Here is an 18,839-nt window from a genome sequence, read left to right on the forward strand (position 1 = left end):
ACGCTCAGGGGTGAACGCAGGACAATCCCTGTGCATACTCCCAGTCCGCGGGCCCGCGCCTCGCTCTCGGGGCCGCAGTTCGCAGCGTACCTGGCAGGAGCGGCAAGTTGACAGGGCGAAGCGGCCCAAACCGCACGCGACGCAGGACTCACACCGAATCCTTGAGCGCCCTAGAGCGAGTCCGCAGCCCGGGCCGCGCTCACCGTCGCCCGCTCCAGGTCCTCGGCCGCCCTGCTGATACGCCGCGCCGAGTCCGACACCTGCCGGCCGAGGCGCTGCGCCTCCAGGAAGACCCGCACGGCGAGCACACCGAGGACGGCGAGACCCACAAAACCCACAGCTACCGCGAACATCGGCCAGAACATGACGCGAGCCTAGACCGTCCTAGAGGGCGGAGTGCAGCCGCAGGGTGCTGACCCCGCCGCCGGTCAGCAGCTCGACGATCCGCTCCCCCGCCGGCTTGCGGACGGAGGCACCGCACTCGGGGCAGGTGAAGGAGTAGAACGTCGTGCGGCTGCTCGCACCGATGGCGAGCCGAAACGCACTCGCGGCGAGCTCGAACCGGGCCCGGCAGTCCGGGCAGCCCGCCTTGAACACCACCGGAGCCACGCTCCTCATCCCGGCGAACGCGGACGCCACCGTCATTCCCACCGCACCGGACGTCACCGACTCGCTCACAGCCCTTGCTCCCGCCTGTCGCCCTGCTGGTCCAACTGCCCTGGGCCAACTGCCTGGCCGAACTGCCTGTCCTACTGTCCGTCGTGAACCGGATGCGCCCCGTGTGCGCCTCGCGCGTCCATCCCGTCGTACGCCGCCAGCGCCTCGCGGGCCGCCTGCCGGGCGCTGTCCGCCAGTTCGGGCGGGGAGACGATGCGGCCGTCGCGGCCGAGCCGCAGCGCCAGGCGCCGCAGCGACGCCGGATCGGGCGTACGCAGGGTGATACGCAGCCCGCCGTCCGCAAGCTCATCCGCGCTGTCGTGCGGGTAGTACTCGGCGACCCAGCGTCCGCCCGGGCCGACCTCGACGACGACCTCCGGGTCCTCCGCGGCGGGCTGCACGAGCCCCTCCGACAGGTCCCGCAGCTCGATCTCGGGCGGCGCCGACGGCTCGTCCAGGATCTTGATCTCGGCGACCCGGTCGAGCCGGAAGGTGCGGCGCGCCTCGGAGCGGCGGCACCAGGCCTCCACGTAGGTGTGGCCGACGCTGACCAGGCGGATGGGGTCGATCTCGCGCTCGGTGACCTCGTCGCGGGCCGGCGAGTAGTAGCGGATCCACAGGCGGCGCCGCTCGGAGATCGCACGGTCGACATCCGCGAAGACGCCGCCCTCGGACTCGAAGGTCACCGACAGCCGGGAACTGGCACCGGCCGCCTCCCCCGCCGCGGCCTCCACCTTGGCGGTCGCCCTCAGCAGCGCCTGCCGGTCGCCCTCGCGCAGCCCGGGCAGCGTGGCCACGGCACGGGCCGCCACCAGCAGCGCGGTCGCCTCGTCGGCGGCCAGCCGCAGCGGCTCGGCCGCCTCTGCCCCGAGGGCGGCGGGGTTGTGCCACCAGATGCGCTCGCCGTCGGTGTCGATGTCGAGCAGATCGCCGCCGCGGAAGCTGGTGCCGCACATGGGCAGCACGTCGAGGTCGGAGACCAGCTCGTCCTCGGAGATGCCGAAGGCACGGGCGACGTCCTCGATCCGCGCACCCGGGCGCTCCCTCAGATACGTCACCAGGGAGAGCATCCGCCGGGTCTGGTCGATGGCGTTGACGGGCCTGACCGGTTTGCCTGCCACTGTGTCGCTCCGCTCCCCCTCAGCCCTTGGCCACGGCACGCAGCCGGTCCACCACGTCGGCCCGCAGCTCCGCCGGCTCCACGACCACCACGTCCGGCCCGAACTCCACCAGCCAGGCATCCAGCCCGTGACCGTACGGAATCTCCAACTCGTCCCAGCCGTCCCCGAGTTCCCGCACCGCCGTGGCCTTCGCCCGAAGGGGGTACCCGGCGCCCGTACGCAGCCGGATCAGCGCCGAGCGGTCGGCCGTCTCCCCGGCCCAGCTCGCCACGGTCTCGCGCACGGTGACGACATCGGGGACCGGCGCCGTGAAGCGGGTGCCGCGCGAGCGCACCTTGCCGGTGATCCGGGACAGCCGGAAGACCCGCTCGGCGCCACGGTCACGGTCCCAGCCCGCCAGATACCAGTGGCCGCGCCAGCACTCCAGCGCCCACGGCTCGACATGCCGGGGTTCGGGGCGGGCGGCGGTGGCCTTGCGGTAGTCGAAGACGACCGGGCGGCGGTCGCGGCAGGCCAGCATCAGCGGCTCGAACGCGGCCTCGTGCACCGGGATACGCGGCTCCAGTGCCCCGTGCACCTCGTACGGGTCGACGTCCTCCGGCAGCCCCGCCGCACGCAGCTTCTGCAGGGCGCCGCTGGCCGCGCCCGCGAGCCGGGCCTGCTGCCACACCTTGGCGGCCAGCCCCAGAGCGGCGGCCTCCTCGGCGTCCAGAGTGATGGGCGGCAGGCGGTTGCTGTCGCGGCGGGCGAGATAGCCGACCTCGCCGTCGAGGTTCTCGACGGTCTCGATGACCAGGCCGAGCTCGCGCAGATCGTCCTTGTCCCGCTCGAACATCCGGTTGAAGGAGTCGTCGGAACCCGCTTCCAGGTAGGCCTCGATGGACTCACGCAGCTCGCGCTTGCTCAGCGGCCGCCGCGTCCCGAGCAGACACAGCGCCAGGTTCATGAGCCGCTCGGCCTTGGCAATGGCCATCGACGCCCTTCGCCTTCCCTATGGTGCTTACGACCGATGACCGTACCGCCCCGAAGTGGCGTGGCAAAAGCCGAGGGCCCATGCCCGGACAGGCATGGGCCCCAGCCAGTCGGGTCCGGTCGTACGCCGATCAGTCGCTCACCGATCGGACGACGACCCTCGACACGACGGTCAGACGCCGAGCAGGTCGACCACGAAGATCAGCGTCTCACCGGGCTTGATCGCCGGAGTCGGGCTCTGGTCGCCGTAGGCGAGGTGGGCCGGGATGGTCAGCTGGCGACGGCCACCGACCTTCATGCCCTGCACGCCCTGGTCCCAGCCCCTGATGACACGGCCGGCACCCAGCGGGAAACGGAACGGCGTACCGCGGTTCCAGCTGGCGTCGAACTCCTCACCCGTGCTGAAGGCGACACCCACGTAGTGGACGGTGACGGTCTGGCCCGCCTGCGCCACCGCGCCGTCGCCCTCCCAGATGTCCTTGATCTCGAGGTTCGCCGGGGGCTCGCCGCCGGGGAAGTCGATCTCAGGCTTCTCCATGCTCACTGCAGTGACTCCTCTGTGGTGCATACGTCATGTGCGATGACTGATGGGCAACCTGCCCAGTCTTACACCACGGCCAGGATGTCGACGGCGAAGACCAGCGTGGAGTTCTTCGGGATGCCCTGCTGCTCCTGGTTGCCGAAGGCCTGGTCGGGCGGCAGGACGAGCAGCACCCGGCTGCCGACCTTCTTGCCCACCAGACCGTTCTTCAGACCCTTGATCGACAACTGGTCCAGCGGAAACGTCTGCGTCTTCCCCGCCGCGTACGTGCTGTCGAACTTCTTGCCGCCCTCCCAGAGCAGCGCGACATAGTTCACAACCACACTGTCGGTTCCCTTGACGACGGCGCCGTCGCTCTCCAGGACGTAGTTCGAGACCAGCTTCTTCGGCGGGTCGCTGTCCTTCGGCATCGTCACCTTCGGCTCCTTGCCGTCGGTGTTCGTGCCGACCTTCGGCAGGTCGATGTTGTCCTGCGCGACCTCCTTGCCCTTCGCGGAGGCGGGGACGGACGTCCCCTTCAGGATGTCCACGACGAACACCAGCGTCGCGTTGGCCTTGATGTCACCCTGGCCCTGCGCCCCGTACCCCAGGTCCGGGGGGATCACCAGCTCCACCCGGCTGCCGACCTTCTGCCCCTCCAGGCCCTTCTCCCAGCCCTGGATGACGCCGCCCGCACCCAGGGTCAGCGAGAACGGCTGGCCGCGGTCGAAGCTGTTGTCGAACGGCTTCGACTCGTCGTACTCCTGGCCGAAGTAGTTGACCTCGGCGGCGTCGCCCTTCTTGAGCTTCGCGCCGTCCCCCTCCTTGAGGACCTCGACCTTCAGCTCCTTCGGCGGATCACCCTCCCCCTTGGCCAAGGTCGGCTTCTGCCCGAACTCGGCGCCCTTGGTGATCGCGGGCACTCCGTTCTGGGTCGAGCTGGAGTCGGAGCCCTTGTCGTCGTCGCTGCCGCAGGCCGCCGCGGACAGCAGCAGCAGCGGCACGACAAGAAGGCCTGCAATTCGGCGCACGTGTTCCTCAGATCTCAGACAGCACTGTGGTCGCCCGCCACTCTAGGGTGTGCGACAGGCCCCGTACGAGAACGTACGGGGCCCGTGGCTCGTTTCCTCAAACCCCGGATCACATTCCGGCGATGAGTTTCTCCACCCGGTCGTCCACCGAACGGAACGGGTCCTTGCACAACACCGTGCGCTGAGCCTGGTCGTTGAGCTTGAGATGGACCCAGTCGACGGTGAAGTCCCGGCGCTGTTCCTGGGCCCGGCGGATGAAGTCACCGCGCAGCCGGGCCCGAGTGGTCTGCGGCGGAACCGACTTGCCTTCGAAGATCTTCAAGTCGTTGCAGATACGCGCGGCCTGACCCTTCTTCTCCAGCAGGTAGTACAGGCCACGACGACGGTGGATGTCGTGGTAGGCGAGGTCTATCTGGGCGACCCGCGGATGCGACATGGTCATGTTGTGCTTGGCCCGGTACCGCTCGATGAGCTTGTACTTCATCACCCAGTCGATCTCGGTGCCGATCCGGTCGAGATCCTCGGACTCGATCGCGTCCAGCGTGCGGCCCCACAGCTCCAGCACCTGCTCGACCGTGCCGGTACGGATACCGCGGCGCTCGCAGAAGTCCACGGCCTTCTCGTAGTACTCGCGCTGCACCTCCAGCGCCGAGGCCTCCCGGCCGCTGGCCAGACGCACCTTGCGCCGGCCCGTGATGTCGTGGCTGACCTCGCGGATCGCCCGGATCGGGTTCTCCAGGGTCAGGTCCCGCATCACCGTGCCCGCCTCGATCATGCGCAGCACCAGGTCGGTGGCGCCGACCTTGAGCAGCATGGTCGTCTCGGACATGTTCGAGTCGCCCACGATGACATGCAGGCGCCGATAGCGCTCGGCGTCCGCGTGCGGCTCGTCACGCGTGTTGATGATCGGCCGGGAACGGGTCGTCGCCGAGGAGACGCCCTCCCAGATGTGCTCCGCCCGCTGACTGACGCAGTACACGGCACCACGCGGCGTCTGCAGGACCTTGCCCGCACCGCACAGCAGCTGGCGCGTGACAAGGAACGGGATGAGGATGTCCGCGAGCCGGGAGAACTCCCCGTGCCGCGCCACCAGATAGTTCTCGTGGCAACCGTAGGAGTTGCCCGCCGAGTCGGTGTTGTTCTTGAAGAGGTAGACGTCGCCCGCGATTCCCTCCTCGTGCAGGCGTCGTTCCGCGTCTACCAGGAGTCCTTCCAGAATGCGTTCGCCGGCCTTGTCGTGGGTGACCAGTTCGATCACGTTGTCACATTCGGGTGTCGCGTATTCCGGATGTGACCCCACGTCGAGATACAGGCGGGCCCCGTTTCGCAGAAAGACATTGCTGCTACGGCCCCATGACACGACACGGCGGAAGAGGTACCGCGCCACCTCGTCAGGCGACAGGCGGCGCTGTCCCCTGAACGTGCACGTGACGCCGTACTCGTTCTCCAGCCCGAAAATGCGGCGGTCCATGACTGAACATTACGCCCGATCCCCTGAGCTGAAACGGGGTTCGACAGCACGGTTTGGATCATTTTCCAGTGAAGCCGCAACGACCGCACCCCTGGCGGGAGCTGCGAGGACCCGCCCCGTGCCCAGCAGGACCAGCAACGACACGGCTCCCGCCACACCCGGCACGGCGAACCCCCACAAGGCCCCACCGGCCTCGACGACCGGCCCCGCCAGACCCGTTCCCACCGACGCACCCACAGTGAACGTCGTCACCAGCCACGAGAACGCCTCCGTCACCGTCCCACGCGGCGCATGCCGGTCGACCAACACGAACGCACATGCGATGCACGGAGCGAGGAACACACCCGCGAGCACACTCAGCAACGTCATGGCGACCACACCCGGCATCAGCATCAGCGGCAGATAACACACCGCCAGAAGCGCCACCAGCACACGCAGTCGCCGCGCCGGCTCCCCGCCCCACTGCCGCACCCCGTACACCGAGCCACCCACCAGCGCACCCAGCCCCAGGCCCGCCATCAACCAGCCGTACACCGCATCCCCGCCGTTGTCGTCCGCGTACGACACCGCCGCCACCGCGATCGACCCCATCGCCACACCGACGAACAGGAACGAGCCCAGCAGCGCCAGCAGCCCCGCCGAACGCAGCGCACCCAGCCAGTGCGCCTCACGCGGCGCCGAACGCCACGCACGCGAGGGCGGCGACACGACCACGGAGAGCGCGCCCAGCACCCCCACGACGTTCAGGACCAACAGCGCCGCCTGCGCCGACCACAGCGACGTACACAGCGTCAGCAGCAACGGCCCGACGGTGAACATCACCTCCTGCGCCACCGCGTCCATGGCATACGCCGTGTGCACCTGGTCCTCCCGGCGCAGGACCGACGACCACAGCGCCCGCAGACCGCCCTCCAGCGGCGGCGTGAACAGACCGGAAGCCGCCACAGCCGCATAGGCGAGCGGGAGCGGACCCGTCCCCGCGAAGGCGAAGACACCCATCGCGAGCGCCGAGGCGACCGCCGCGGGCAGCTGCACCCGCGGCTGGCCGTACAGGTCCACCAGTCGGCCCAGCACCGGCTGACCCACCGCGTTGGCGACCCCGTACACGGCCGCCAGAGCCCCCGCCAGGCTGTAGGAACCGCCCTCCGCGCGCACGAACAGCACGATCGCCAGCGAGGCGACAGCGTTCGGCAACCGGCCCACGAGCGTGCCGACGAGCAGCCGGGCGGCATGCCTCGCCCTGAGGATCTCCACGTATGCGCCGGTCATCGGCCGCGCCGCCCTCCGCTGAAGTTTTACGTATAACGTCCTCCGTCATACGTACCATGTGCGCTGTTCACGAGTCCAGACGAACGGACGTGAGCCAGAAGGCGCGCGGCGGGCGCGCGCCCGGAGGCGAACGCCCCCACGAAGAGGAGCAGGCGGACGGTGGCACACCACAGCACCCGCCCCACCAGCCGAGACGTCGCCCAGGCCGCAGGCGTCTCCCAGGCCGCGGTCTCCCTCGTCCTCGGCGACAAATGGCGCGGCCGCGTCTCCGAAGCCACAGCCGAACGCGTACGACAAGCCGCCCGCGAACTCGGCTACCGGCCCAACCTCGCCGCCCGCAACCTCCGCCTCGGCCGCACCCGCACCGTCCTCCTCGTCGTCCCCGCCCTCACCACCGAATTCTTCGCCGGCGTCTACACCGGCGCCGCCCGCATCGCCGCCCAGCACGGCTTCGGCGTCGTCCTCTACCCCTCCCCCGAAGGCATCGGCCCCGCCCGCGACCCCTTCGCCTCCGCCCAAGCCGCCCTCGACGGCGTCATCGCATCCTCCATGGCCGCCGACGCCCTCACCGCCATCCGCGGCGACCAGCTCCCCCTCGTCATGCTCGACAGCGACCCCGAGGGCAGCCTCGGCGCCGCCACCGTCAACCTCGACATCACAGACGGCGTCCGACAGGTCGCCGACCACCTGCTGACCCTCGGCCACCGCCGCTTCCTCCACCTCGCGGCCGACGTCGCCTCATGGACCTTCGACGTACGCGCCCGCGAACTGGACGCCCGGATCGGCGAAGTCCCCGGCACATCCCTGCTCACCGTCCGGGCCCCCATCTCCATCGACGGCGCCCTCGCGGCCACCCTGACCGCCCTCTCCGCCAAGGGCCCCCGCCCCACAGCGATCATCTGCGACGACGACAAACTCGCCGCCGGCGCCTACAAGGCCGTACGCCGCCTCGGCCTGCGCATCCCCGACGACATCTCCGTCACCGGCCTCGACGACCTCGCCCTCGCCACCGCCATCGACCCCGAACTCACCACCGTCCGCCTCGACGCCGAGCTCTTCGGAGAACGCGGCATGCAAGCCCTCCTGGCCGTCCTGGACGGCCGCCGGCCCCAGGAGGGCGACATCCCCGTCGAACTCGTCGTACGAGGCTCCACAGCGCCACCCAGCGCCCCCTGAACACCACCCCGGAAACGCCGAGTGCCCCGGCCGGGGAAACGGCCGGGGCACAGCACGGGCGAGATGAGATCGGGACGGCGGACTACTCCTCCGAGCTACCGGACCCCTCGGAGCCCTCCGCATCGTCGGCGCCATCGGCACTCTCGGCCTCCGTGGCCGCTCCGTCGGCCTCCAGCAGCCGCGCCAGCTGACGGCCGACAATGCGCTTGAACTTGCGCGACTGCGGACGCGTACGGTCCAGCACCGCGACCTCGAGACGCTCCGCCGGGATCTCCCGCTGCGTACCGTTCGACTCACGCGACAGAGCCTGAACCGCCAGCTTGAGAGCCTCGGCCAGACTCATGCCGTCCTGATGACGCTGATCCAGATAATTACTGATCAGCTCGGCATTACCACCCACCGCGACCGAACCGTGCTCATCCACGATCGAACCGTCATGCGGCAGCCGATAGATCTGATCACCCTCAGGCGTCTCACCCACCTCGGCGACGACCAGCTCCACCTCATACGGCTTCTCCGCCGCGGAAGAGAAGATCGTGCCCAGCGTCTGCGCGTAGACGTTGGCAAGACCTCGGGCGGTCACATCGTCACGGTCATAGGTGTAACCACGAAGATCGGCATACCGCACACCGCCGATCCGCAGGTTCTCGTACTCGTTGTACTTGCCGGCGGCCGCAAAACCGATCCGATCATAGATCTCGCTGAACTTGTGCAGCGCACGGGACGGGTTCTCACCGACGAACACGATGCCGTCGGCATACTGCAGCACGACCAGGCTGCGACCACGAGCGATGCCCTTACGGGCGTACTCCGCCCGGTCGGCCATGGCCTGCTGAGGTGAGACATAGAACGGCGTCGACACCGGTTATCCGTCCCTTTCTGTCGAAGTCACAGGATCACCTTGATAAGACCGAACCGCCGCTACAGCAGCGCGGCCCGCGGGCCGTCGGGCTGCTCCAGCCGCCGCTCCAGGACGGAACGCGCGATCTCGGAGGACTCGTCATCCCCGAGCCGGCGGAAACCGTCCTCGGTGATCACGGTGACGATCGGATAGATCCGGCGGGCGACATCGGGACCACCGGTCGCCGAGTCGTCGTCAGCCGCGTCATACAGGGCCTGCACCACGAGCGTCGTGGCCTCGGCCTCGCTCAGATCACTACGGAAAAGCTTCTTCATCGCGCCACGCGCGAAGATCGAACCGGAGCCGGTAGCGGCGTAACCCTGCTCCTCCGACCGACCACCGGTCACGTCGTAGGAGAAGATCCGCCCCTTCTCCCGGTCCACGTCATACCCGGCGAAGAGCGGCACCACGGCCAGCCCCTGCATCGCCATCCCCAGGTTCGACCGGATCATGGTCGACAGCCGGTTCGCCTTGCCCTCCAGCGACAGCTGCGCACCCTCGACCTTCTCGAAGTGCTCCAGCTCCAGCTGGAAGAGCTTGACCATCTCGACGGCCAGACCGGCCGTACCGGCGATACCGACGGCCGAGTACTCGTCCGCCGGGAACACCTTCTCGATGTCGCGCTGGGCGATCACGTTACCCATGGTGGCCCGACGGTCACCGGCGAGCACGACGCCACCCGGGAACGTCACGGCCACGATCGTCGTCCCGTGCGGCGCCTCGATCACACCCTGTGTGGGCGGCAGTTGACGGTTGCCGGGCAGCAGCTCGGGCTGGTGCTCGGAGAGAAAGTCCATGAAGGAGGACGACCCAGGCGTCAGGAAGGCAGCTGGTAGACGCCCGGTGCTACGAGTGTTGGCTTCCACGCGATTCCTTCCACGTAAGCAGCAGCCCGCCCTATGACGTCGGGCCGATCCTTGAATTGCCCCAGTGCAGCGTTGCAGCTGAAGCACAGTACGCCACGGACCCTACCCGTCTCATGGCAGTGATCCACATGCTCCGGCAGAGCTGCCAAACATATGCAGCAGACGCCCCCTTGCGAGGCGACCAACTCGTCGCGCTCGGCTTCCGTGAGTCCGTACTGCCGCTTCAGATGGTCCTGCCGCCCCTGGATGGCCCGGCACGCTTTGCACCGTGTCGATAGACCGTCGGATGCGGTGGCGTTGCGATGCCACTCACTGTGCGGCTTGATCTCACCGCATGTCCGGCAGAGCTTGTGCCCCGCCGGAACATCCACCTTCTCCCGTACGGCTTGCCCCATGGCTTCTCGGCGGCGCCGGTAGTGCGCTGCGCTGTACTCCGCTACGCACTCCCGGCACCGCACCTGAAGACCATCACGGCGGTTCTTGTCCCGTGCAAATGACTCAGGAGGCAAGTCTCGCTTGCAGCCCGTGCATTGCTTCGCGTTCGGATCCCCAGCCACCCTCATCCCCCGCAACCTTCAATTCGAAGGCAAAAGCGGCTTGGATTCCTCTACTGTCCACCCTTTTGCACGAAGGAGCGCACGAAATCCTCGGCATTTTCCTCGAGTACGTCGTCAATCTCGTCCAGAACCGAGTCGACGTCATCGCTCAGCTTCTCTTGCCGCTCCTTGAGGTCCTCCGAAGCCTGCGCCTCAGCCGCCTGCTCCTCGACCTCCTCAGTGGAACGCGTGGCCTTCTGCTGTCCGCCGCCGGTGTCCTTGGTTGCCATATCCCTCACCCCGCTCAGTTCGCCCGACATGGTCGACAGGTCGGCTTTCCTGCCGATCGGTGATGATCAGACCCTACAAGCCGGGTCTGACATCGGCCCCGCAGTTTCTCCAACGTACGGGGGCCATCTCGATGATTCCCGGACGTCGGGTTTTCCACCCTGCCCAGCCGACGTCCGGTCCACACCGCCCGGGTACCCTCAGCCGCCTGACAGGACCCTGACCAGGTCTTCCGCGGTGCGACAGCGGTCCAGGAGCTCCTTGACGTGATTTCGCGTTCCGCGAAGCGGTTCGAGGGTTGGAACGCGCTGGAGGGAGTCGCGGCCGGGCAGGTCGAAGATGACCGAGTCCCAGGAGGCCGCGGCGACGTCGTCGGCGTACTGCTCCAGGCAGCGTCCGCGGAAGTACGCGCGGGTGTCCTCCGGCGGCTTCGCCTTCGCCCGTTCCACCGACTCCTCGTCCAGGAGGCGCTTCATGCGTCCCCGGGCCGCGAGGCGGTTGTAGAGGCCCTTCTCGGGGCGTACGTCGGCGTACTGGAGGTCGAGGAGGTGGAGCTTGGCGGCGTCCCAGTCGAGGTTGTCGCGGCGCCGGTAGCCCTCCATGAGTTCTCGCTTGGCGACCCAGTCCAGTTCGCCGGCGAGGCTCATGGGATCCCGTTCCAGGCGGTTCAGGGTGTCTTCCCACCGGGACAGGACGTCCTTGGTCTGCTCGTCCGCGTCCGCGCCGAAGCGCTCCTCCACGTATTTGCGCGAGAGCTCGTAGTACTCCATCTGGAGCTGCACGGCGGTCAGCGTGCGGCCGCTGCGCAGTGTGATCAGTCGCTTGAGTGACGGGTCGTGCGAGACCTGGTGGAGGGTGCGTACGGGCTGGTCGACGGCGAGGTCGACCGCGATGAAGCTGTCCTCGATCATCGACAGGACGAGGGCGGTGGTGCCCAGCTTCAGGTACGTCGAGATCTCGGAGAGATTCGCGTCGCCGATGATCACGTGGAGGCGACGGTATTTCTCAGCGTCCGCGTGCGGTTCGTCGCGGGTGTTGATGATGGGGCGCTTGAGGGTTGTCTCGAGTCCGACCTCGACTTCGAAGTAGTCGGCGCGCTGGCTGAGCTGGAAGCCGTGCTCGTGGCCGTCCTGACCGATGCCCACTCGGCCCGCTCCGGCGAAGACCTGGCGGGAGACGAAGAAGGGCGTGAGGTGGCGCACGATGTCCGAGAAGGGGGTTTCCCGCTTCATCAGGTAGTTCTCATGTGTGCCGTAGGAGGCGCCCTTGTTGTCGGTGTTGTTCTTGTAGAGGTGGATGGGCTGGGCGCCGGGCAGCTGGGCGGCGCGTTCGGCGGCTTCGGCCATGATGCGTTCGCCGGCCTTGTCCCAGAGGACGGCGTCGCGGGGGTTGGTGACCTCGGGCGCGCTGTATTCGGGGTGGGCGTGGTCGACGTAGAGCCGCGCTCCGTTGGTGAGGATGACGTTGGCCAGGCCGATGTCCTCGTCGGTGAGCTGGCTGGCGTCGGCGGCCTCGCGGGCGAGGTCGAAGCCTCGCGCGTCCCGCAGCGGGTTCTCTTCCTCGAAGTCCCAGCGGGCCCGGCGGGCCCGGTGCATCGCCGCCGCGTAGGCGTTGACGATCTGGGACGAGGTGAGCATGGCATTGGCATTGGGGTGGCCGGGGACGGAGATCCCGTACTCCGTCTCGATGCCCATTACTCGCCGTACGGTCATGCGGCCCTCCTTGCCCGGCGGCACCCTCGGTCATGGGCGCCGCGCAGATACCGCTGGCGCTCGGTTGCGTGTGCGGTGCCCGTCCCCGCACTGCGCGACTCGGCGGTACGGAAGAGCCTAGAACGCCTTTGCGCTGGTGGGGAGATCATTTGCGTCATTGCCTTGCACGCCTTGTGGTCCGGTCGCGGCCGGAAAAGCAGCCGGAAAAACAGTGGGCTGCGGGTACCCGCTGAGGGCACCCGCAGCCGCCCTGTCTTTTACAGGTACTGACCGGTGTTGGCCACCGTGTCGATGGAGCGTCCGGTGTCTGCGCCCTGCTTTCCGGTGATGAGGGTGCGGATGTAGACGATCCGTTCGCCCTTCTTTCCGGAGATGCGGGCCCAGTCGTCCGGGTTGGTGGTGTTGGGCAGGTCCTCGTTCTCCTTGAACTCGTCCACGCAGGCCTGGAGGAGGTGGGAGACGCGGAGGCCCTTCTGGTTGTGTTCGAGGAAGTCCTTGATCGCCATCTTCTTGGCGCGGCCCACGATGTTTTCGATCATGGCGCCGGAGTTGAAGTCCTTGAAGTAGAGGACTTCCTTGTCGCCGTTGGCGTAGGTGACTTCCAGGAAGCGGTTTTCCTCGGATTCGGCGTACATCTGCTCGACGGCGGTCTGGATCATGCTCTGGACCGTCATCGACTTGTCGCCGCTGTGCTCGCCGACGTCCTCGGGGTGGAGCGGGAGGCGTTCGGTGAGGTACTTGCCGAAGATGTCCTTGGCGGCCTCGGCGTCGGGACGCTCGATCTTGATCTTCACGTCGAGGCGGCCGGGGCGCAGGATGGCGGGGTCGATCATGTCCTCGCGGTTGGAGGCGCCGATGACGACCACGTTCTGCAGGCCTTCCACGCCGTCGATCTCGGCGAGCAGCTGGGGGACGATGGTGTTCTCCACGTCCGAGCTGACGCCGGATCCGCGGGTGCGGAAGAGGGATTCCATTTCGTCGAAGAAGACGATGACGGGTGTGCCCTCGCTGGCCTTTTCTCGTGCGCGCTGGAAGACGAGGCGGATCTGCCGCTCGGTTTCGCCGACGTACTTGTTAAGGAGCTCGGGGCCCTTGATGTTGAGGAAGAAGCTCTTGCCGGCGGCTTGGCCGGTGACCTCGGCGACCTTCTTGGCCAGCGAGTTGGCCACCGCCTTGGCGATGAGGGTCTTGCCGCATCCGGGGGGCCCGTACAGGAGGACGCCCTTGGGCGGCCGCAGTTCGTGCTCCTTGAACAGGTCGGGGTAGAGGTACGGGAGCTCGACGGCGTCGCGGATCATTTCGATCTGGTTGCCCAGGCCGCCGATCTGTTCGTAGCCGATGTCCGGTACTTCTTCGAGGACGAGTTCTTCGACCTCGCTCTTGGGGACGACTTCGTAGACGTAGCCGGAGCGGGGTTCGAGCAGGAGGGCGTCGCCGGGGCGGATGGTGACGTCCAGCAGCGGCTCGGCGAGCCGTACCACCCGTTCCTCGTCGGTGTGCCCGAGCACCAGGGCGCGCTCGCCGTCCTCGAGGATCTCCTTGAGGGTGACGATGTCCCCGACGCGCTCGAACTCCATGGCTTCGACCACGTTGAGCGCTTCGTTGAGCATCAGTTCCTGGCCGCGCCGGAGGTCGTCGAGTTCGACGCTCGGGCTGACGTTCACGCGGAGTTTGCGGCCTCCGGTGAAGATGTCGGCGGTGCCGTCCTCGTTGGCTTGCAGGAAGACACCGAAGCCGGCCGGTGGCTGTGCGAGCCGGTCGACTTCTTCCTTGAGGGCCACGATCTGGTCTCGGGCCTCACGGAGCGTGTTGGCGAGTCGCTCGTTCTGGGCGGACACGCCGGCCAGGTTGGTCTGCAGCTCGACGATCCGCTCTTCGAGAATCCTCGTGTGTCGCGGAGAGTCGGCGAGCTTGCGTCGCAGGACGGCGATCTCCTGCTCAAGGTAGGCGATCTGCCCGGCCGGGTCTTCGGACCCCCGTCCCGGGCGGATGCCGCGGTTCATGTCGTCGTCGTGGGCTGCCACGGTCCTCACCTCCTCCAAGGGGAGCTGGACGCTTCCAGACCCTACCTGGGTGGGTGTCGATTGAAACCCCTAGATCACAAAGACTGTCGGGGTGTGTCCGATCTTCACCCTTGCGCTCTCCCTCACGCCAGGGGAATACCCACCGAACATGATTGGAAAGCCGCCACAGGTAGGCTCGAAGCGTTCAACACCCGTCAGAGCTGGCCGGATTCCCGTTCGGCTCGGCGTAGTACACGGCAGGAGAGATGAGCGTGGAGCAGGCGGCCGGGGTCGGGGACGAGGCGCTGGAGGTCTGGATCGACCAGGATCTCTGTACCGGTGACGGGATCTGCGCCCAGTACGCGCCGGAGGTGTTCGAGCTGGACATCGATGGTCTGGCCTATGTGAAGGGCGTGCAGGACGAGCTTTTGCAGGCCAGGGGGGCGACAACGCCCGTGCCGCTGCCGCTTCTCACGGATGTGGTGGACTCGGCGAAGGAGTGTCCGGGCGAGTGCATCCATGTGCGTCGCGTTTCGGACAAGGTCGAGGTGTACGGTCCGGACGCCGAGTGACCTTGCGAATACGGGCTGTTACGACTGTCTGATTTCTCACAGTGCCGGTGGCGTGGATCAGATGCTGCGGGCGCCGGCGGGTGTCGAGCGGACGAACGCGCCGTTCTTCCACTGCCACTTCGCGCTGGTCTTCACGTCGGGGCAGCAGCGCGGTACGTCTTCCGTCGAGTACCCGAGCAGGTCGGCGACGGTGGCTCCGTCGCGTACGGCGATGTCACTGACGGTGACGCCGTCCTTGGGGTTGATGAGGGTGGCGACGATGCGGGGTGTGGTCGTCTCCGCGGTGCGGGTGAGGACGTAGACGCCGTCGGGCGGGGTGCCCATCGGGGAGTCGCAGTGCACGACGGCCACGGTCTCGGGGTTGCCGTCGCCGTCGAGGTCTCCGGTGGCTTTTTTGACCACGATCGGCTTCACCGGGCCGCATTCGAGCGGGAAGTCGACGCCTGTGGGGTCGGGTGGGGTGGCGGCCGCATGGGCCCTGTGCGCCTCGGGGCCGGCTGTCTGGGCCGCTGTCGCCGAGTCGGGCTGCAGGACCGAGGAGAAGGCCACGACTCCGGCGACCGCTGTGGCGGTGGCGAGCCAGTGGATCGGTCGGGTGTGGGTGTGTGCCAGTTCCGGGACGGCGGATTGCTGCACTAGGAGCGTCTCCTGCGAGGGGGCTGTGCCGGTGGGGGTGGCCAGCATCGTGCCATACGTCACAGTGCGGGGGAACGGCGGGGGGGTGGAGTTCCGGTGCGGGATGTCCGGCGGTGGGGGTGCGCAGGGGGGCGTGCGGGGCTCGGACGTGTCGCTTGTATGTCTTGCGTCGGCTGGGTCGTGCGTCAACGGAAAGGCGCTGTGGTCGAGTTCCGGGAGGTGTTCCGGGAACTCGGCCACAGCGCTTGTACGTTGGGTGCGGCACGGGGCCGCCTCAGCGGCCGGTGCCTCCGTCGGCGTTGGGGCCTTCGTAGTCCTCCCCGTAGGCGCCCTTGGCGGGGCGGCGGCGGCGCATGGGCGGCTCGACGCCGTCAGCGAGGCGGCGGGCGGTGAGGAGGAAGCCGGTGTGGCCGATCATCCGGTGGTCCGGGCGGACGGCGAGGCCCTCGATGTGCCAGTTGCGGATCATCGTCTCCCAGGCGGTCGGCTCGTTGAAGCAGCCGATTTCGCGGATGGACTCGACGGTCCGGGCGAGCTGGGTGGTGGTGGCGACGTAGCAGCAGAGGATGCCGCCGGGGACGAGTGCCTTGGAGACGGCCTCCAGGCATTCCCAGGGGGCGAGCATGTCGAGGATGACGCGGTCGACGTCGGTGTCGCTCAGGTTGTCCTGGAGGTCGCCGACGGTGAGCTGCCAGGCGGGGTGCGGGCCGCCGAAGTAGCGCTCGACGTTCTGCTTGGCGATCTCGGCGAAGTCCTCGCGGCGCTCGTAGCTGTGCAGCATGCCCTGGTCGCCGATGGCGCGCAGCAGGAAGCTGCTGAGCGAGCCGGAGCCGACGCCGGCCTCGACGACGCGTGCGCCGGGGAAGATGTCGGCGAAGGCGAGGATCTGCCCCGCGTCCTTGGGGTAGACGACGGCTGCCCCGCGGGGCATGGACAGGACGTAGTCGGGGAGCAGGGGGCGCAGCGCGAGGTAGGCGACGTTCCCGGTGGTGCGGACAACGCTGCCCTCGGGAGCGCCGATCAGTTCGTCGTGCGGGAAGGAACCCTTGTGGGTGTGGAAGTTCTTCCCGGCCTCGAGCGTGAACGTGTAGTGGCGGCCCTTGGGGTCGGTCAGCTGAACCTGGTCCCCGACCTTGAAGGGCCCGCGCCTGCGGGCGGCACCGGTCGGTTCGGACATGTGAACAGCCTACCGGCGTTTCGGGGGGCCGCCGACCACGCGTGTGTGCCGGGCACCGCTTCGGGAGTGCGGGTGTCTCAGCTGGGCCGTGCCATGGCTTTGACGAAGGCGCGCTCGACGTCGGCCGCGGACAGGACGCCGTAGATCTCGCCGGTCTCCTCGACGACCAGGTACTCGGTGGCCGGGGTGGCTCGCAGGGCATCCAGGAGTTCTTCTCCCGCGAGCTCGGCGGAGACGCGCATGCCGTCGGTCAGGTCCTGGGCGAGGCCGCTGACGGCGACCCAGGGGCGGCGGTGTTCGGGTACGCCGACGATGGCGGCCTCGCGGACGAGGGAGAGGGGGTTGCCGTCGGCGTCGACGACGACGAGGGCGCGGGCGCCCGCGGCGTTGGCGCGGCGCAGGGCTTCGGAGAGCGGGGTGTCGGTCTCGACGGGGACGGCGCGGCGGGTGAGGGCGCGGGCGCGCAGTTCGGGGAGGTGTTCGCGCAGGCGGGCCATGCGCAGGCTGTTGCCGGCGCCGGTCCAGATGATCGCGGCGAGGATGGCGGCGAGCAGGGCGTCCATGACGGTGTCCATGCCGACGTTGTCGACGGCGTCGGAGCCGAGGGCGCCGGACTGGGTGAGCCAGGGGAGTCCGACGAGGACGGAGACGGCGAGGGCGCGGCCGATCCAGGCGGCGGCGATGGTGCCGCTCATGGGTTTGCCGGTGATCTTCCAGACGACCGCGCGGAGCATGCGGCCGCCGTCCAGGGGCAGGCCGGGCAGCAGGTTGAAGGCGGCGACGATGAGGTTGGAGATCATCAGGCCGGCCAGCAGGACGCCGGGGACGGTGCCGGGTTCGACGGTCTGCAGGGCGGCGTAGAAGACGCCGGCGAGGGCGAGGGAGAGCAGCGGTCCGACGAAGGCGAGCCAGAACTCGCGTCCGGGAGTCTCGGCCTCCTTCTCGATCTCGGAGACGCCGCCGAAGAACTGCAGCTGGATGCGGCGGACGGGCAGTTTGAAGCGGAGGGCGGCCACGGTGTGGGCGAGTTCGTGGACGAGGACGGAGGCGTAGAAGGCGACGGCGAAGAAGAGGGAGACGAGGTAGCGGGCGGCGCCGAGTTCGGGCAGTACGCGGTCGAGCTGCCCGCCGAACACCCAGGTGATGAGGGCGGCTACGAGGAACCAGCTGGGGGCCACGTAGACGGGGACGCCGAAGGGGCGTCCCATGAGCAGTCCGCCGCGCGGCTCCGGTGGCCGGGGCGGCTGTCCCTTGGCGCGGGCGTGCGCGAGGGTGCGGTGGGTCTCGACGGTGTGGTCAGGGGTGGGGGCGGGGCGGTCGGAGCCGGGTGAGGCGCCGGTCGGCGTACTGCTGGGGGTGTCGTGCCGGGGTGCGTCTTGCCGGGGAGCGTTGTCCTGCCCGGTTTCGTGGCTGCCGGAGTCACGGACCGGCTTGTCGGTCGTCTCTGGCGCCCGGTCGTCGGGGGCATGCCGGGGGGCATCGCCCTGCTCGGCTTCGTCGCCGCCTGCGGCGGATCGCGGCGTCGGCTCCCCCTTCGTTTCCCCGCTCGCTTGCTTCTCCCCTGCCGCGTGCGTTTCTCCCTCGTGCCGCTCCGGTTTCCCGTGCGCCTGCGGTCGTCCGTGTCCCTCCGGCGCATCGGCGGGGGTGGTGTCGTGGGGAAGGTCCGGTCGCCGTACGACCATGGTCGGTTCGTCGGCCGGAGGTGTCGGGGGCGCGTCGGTGCCCGTGGCGCGTCGGGGTGCGCCGGGGCGTGTGGGGCCCGTGGCCGGGGTCGCAGGTGGTGCGTGGTGCTCGGCCGATTCCTCGTTGCCGGACCGCGGCTGCCCGCTGCCGCTCTCGTCCACGGTGTCCCCTCGTTCGAAGCGTCTTCCGCTCCTGCCGGGCGGAAGGGTCTCGGGTCGATGGTATGCGCCGATGGTGACGCGTTTCTC

19 protein-coding genes are annotated in these 18,839 nt (G+C 68.5%); 2 read left to right on the forward strand and 17 right to left on the reverse strand.

Annotation, left to right across the window (positions count from 1 at the left end; translation table 11 throughout):
• Positions 1–170 precede the first annotated feature (170 nt).
• The 8 genes from ACIBU0_RS36115 to ACIBU0_RS36150 form a co-directional block, all read right to left on the reverse strand.
• The gene (locus ACIBU0_RS36115; RefSeq protein ID WP_398827183.1) at positions 171–365 is read right to left on the reverse strand and encodes a hypothetical protein; all 195 of its coding nucleotides are present in this window, start codon (positions 363–365) and stop codon (positions 171–173) included.
• 19 nt (positions 366–384) lie between these two features.
• Positions 385–678 carry a hypothetical protein gene (locus ACIBU0_RS36120; protein WP_398827185.1) on the reverse strand — a complete coding sequence of 98 codons (294 nt, stop codon included), beginning with the start codon at positions 676–678 and terminating at the stop codon, positions 385–387.
• Positions 679–749: 71 nt separating this feature from the next.
• Positions 750–1,778 (reverse strand): helix-turn-helix transcriptional regulator, encoded by a 1,029-nt coding sequence (locus ACIBU0_RS36125; protein ID WP_398827186.1) that lies wholly within the window; start codon positions 1,776–1,778, stop codon positions 750–752.
• A 19-nt stretch (positions 1,779–1,797) separates the two neighbouring features.
• Entirely contained in the window at positions 1,798–2,751 is a 954-nt protein-coding gene (locus ACIBU0_RS36130) for a helix-turn-helix transcriptional regulator (RefSeq protein ID WP_398827188.1), read from the reverse strand.
• 171 nt (positions 2,752–2,922) lie between these two features.
• Positions 2,923–3,294: an FKBP-type peptidyl-prolyl cis-trans isomerase gene (locus tag ACIBU0_RS36135; RefSeq protein WP_398827190.1), complete on the reverse strand. Its 372-nt coding sequence runs from the start codon at positions 3,292–3,294 to the stop codon at positions 2,923–2,925.
• Between the two features lie 62 nt (positions 3,295–3,356).
• Positions 3,357–4,301, reverse strand: a complete 945-nt coding sequence (locus tag ACIBU0_RS36140) for an FKBP-type peptidyl-prolyl cis-trans isomerase (RefSeq protein WP_398827192.1) — start codon at positions 4,299–4,301, stop codon at positions 3,357–3,359.
• A 109-nt stretch (positions 4,302–4,410) separates the two neighbouring features.
• Entirely contained in the window at positions 4,411–5,772 is a 1,362-nt protein-coding gene (gene pafA / locus ACIBU0_RS36145) for a Pup--protein ligase (protein ID WP_019754142.1), read from the reverse strand.
• Between the two features lie 9 nt (positions 5,773–5,781).
• A complete protein-coding gene (locus ACIBU0_RS36150) occupies positions 5,782–7,041 on the reverse strand; it encodes an MFS transporter (RefSeq protein ID WP_398827195.1) in 1,260 nt (419 codons plus the stop codon).
• A 159-nt stretch (positions 7,042–7,200) separates the two neighbouring features.
• Here ACIBU0_RS36150 and ACIBU0_RS36155 point away from each other — a divergent pair, with 159 nt between their 5' ends.
• A complete protein-coding gene (locus ACIBU0_RS36155; RefSeq protein ID WP_398827197.1) occupies positions 7,201–8,217 on the forward strand; it encodes a LacI family DNA-binding transcriptional regulator in 1,017 nt (338 codons plus the stop codon).
• Between the two features lie 82 nt (positions 8,218–8,299).
• On the opposite strand, the gene prcA is transcribed toward ACIBU0_RS36155, so the two are convergent.
• From prcA to arc, 6 genes are all read right to left on the reverse strand, one after another.
• Positions 8,300–9,079, reverse strand: a complete 780-nt coding sequence (gene prcA, locus ACIBU0_RS36160) for a proteasome subunit alpha (RefSeq protein ID WP_398827199.1) — start codon at positions 9,077–9,079, stop codon at positions 8,300–8,302.
• Positions 9,080–9,138: 59 nt separating this feature from the next.
• The gene (gene prcB / locus ACIBU0_RS36165) at positions 9,139–9,984 is read right to left on the reverse strand and encodes a proteasome subunit beta (RefSeq protein WP_398827201.1); all 846 of its coding nucleotides are present in this window, start codon (positions 9,982–9,984) and stop codon (positions 9,139–9,141) included.
• Positions 9,936–10,547, reverse strand: coding sequence for an endonuclease VII domain-containing protein (locus tag ACIBU0_RS36170; protein ID WP_398827203.1), 612 nt, complete (start codon positions 10,545–10,547; stop codon positions 9,936–9,938). Before ACIBU0_RS36170 ends, prcB begins: the two co-directional genes overlap by 49 nt.
• 44 nt (positions 10,548–10,591) lie before the next feature.
• Positions 10,592–10,810, reverse strand: a complete 219-nt coding sequence (locus ACIBU0_RS36175; RefSeq protein WP_030244016.1) for a ubiquitin-like protein Pup — start codon at positions 10,808–10,810, stop codon at positions 10,592–10,594.
• A gap of 198 nt (positions 10,811–11,008) precedes the next feature.
• Complete coding sequence (dop, locus tag ACIBU0_RS36180; RefSeq protein ID WP_398827205.1) at positions 11,009–12,520, reverse strand: depupylase/deamidase Dop; 1,512 nt, start codon at positions 12,518–12,520, stop codon at positions 11,009–11,011.
• Between the two features lie 257 nt (positions 12,521–12,777).
• Entirely contained in the window at positions 12,778–14,544 is a 1,767-nt protein-coding gene (arc, locus tag ACIBU0_RS36185; protein ID WP_398827207.1) for a proteasome ATPase, read from the reverse strand.
• Positions 14,545–14,789: 245 nt separating this feature from the next.
• Between arc and ACIBU0_RS36190 the strand changes: the two genes are divergently transcribed.
• Positions 14,790–15,095 carry a ferredoxin gene (locus ACIBU0_RS36190; RefSeq protein WP_398827209.1) on the forward strand — a complete coding sequence of 102 codons (306 nt, stop codon included), beginning with the start codon at positions 14,790–14,792 and terminating at the stop codon, positions 15,093–15,095.
• A 57-nt stretch (positions 15,096–15,152) separates the two neighbouring features.
• Here ACIBU0_RS36190 and ACIBU0_RS36195 read toward each other — a convergent pair whose 3' ends face one another.
• The 3 genes from ACIBU0_RS36195 to ACIBU0_RS36205 form a co-directional block, all read right to left on the reverse strand.
• Entirely contained in the window at positions 15,153–15,731 is a 579-nt protein-coding gene (locus ACIBU0_RS36195; protein WP_398827556.1) for a hypothetical protein, read from the reverse strand.
• Positions 15,732–16,005: 274 nt separating this feature from the next.
• Complete coding sequence (locus ACIBU0_RS36200; protein ID WP_398827210.1) at positions 16,006–16,908, reverse strand: tRNA (adenine-N1)-methyltransferase; 903 nt, start codon at positions 16,906–16,908, stop codon at positions 16,006–16,008.
• Positions 16,909–16,985: 77 nt separating this feature from the next.
• Complete coding sequence (locus ACIBU0_RS36205; RefSeq protein WP_398827212.1) at positions 16,986–18,752, reverse strand: site-2 protease family protein; 1,767 nt, start codon at positions 18,750–18,752, stop codon at positions 16,986–16,988.
• Between the last annotated feature and the right edge of the window lie 87 nt (positions 18,753–18,839).

It is taken from the genome of Streptomyces sp. NPDC049627, from assembly GCF_044465645.1.
In the GTDB taxonomy this organism is placed as follows: Bacteria; Actinomycetota; Actinomycetes; order Streptomycetales; family Streptomycetaceae; genus Streptomyces.

Coding starts and splice junctions, on each gene's coding strand:
- ACIBU0_RS36115 (WP_398827183.1), bottom strand. CDS start 365: ATGTTCTGGCCGATGTTCGCGGTAGCTGTGGGTTTTGTGGGTCTCGCC.
- ACIBU0_RS36130 (WP_398827188.1), bottom strand. CDS start 2,751: ATGGCCATTGCCAAGGCCGAGCGGCTCATGAACCTGGCGCTGTGTCTG.
- pafA (WP_019754142.1), bottom strand. CDS start 5,772: ATGGACCGCCGCATTTTCGGGCTGGAGAACGAGTACGGCGTCACGTGC.
- ACIBU0_RS36150 (WP_398827195.1), bottom strand. CDS start 7,041: ATGACCGGCGCATACGTGGAGATCCTCAGGGCGAGGCATGCCGCCCGG.
- ACIBU0_RS36170 (WP_398827203.1), bottom strand. CDS start 10,547: ATGAGGGTGGCTGGGGATCCGAACGCGAAGCAATGCACGGGCTGCAAG.
- ACIBU0_RS36175 (WP_030244016.1), bottom strand. CDS start 10,810: ATGGCAACCAAGGACACCGGCGGCGGACAGCAGAAGGCCACGCGTTCC.
- dop (WP_398827205.1), bottom strand. CDS start 12,520: ATGACCGTACGGCGAGTAATGGGCATCGAGACGGAGTACGGGATCTCC.
- ACIBU0_RS36190 (WP_398827209.1), top strand. CDS start 14,790: ATGAGCGTGGAGCAGGCGGCCGGGGTCGGGGACGAGGCGCTGGAGGTC.
- ACIBU0_RS36200 (WP_398827210.1), bottom strand. CDS start 16,908: ATGTCCGAACCGACCGGTGCCGCCCGCAGGCGCGGGCCCTTCAAGGTC.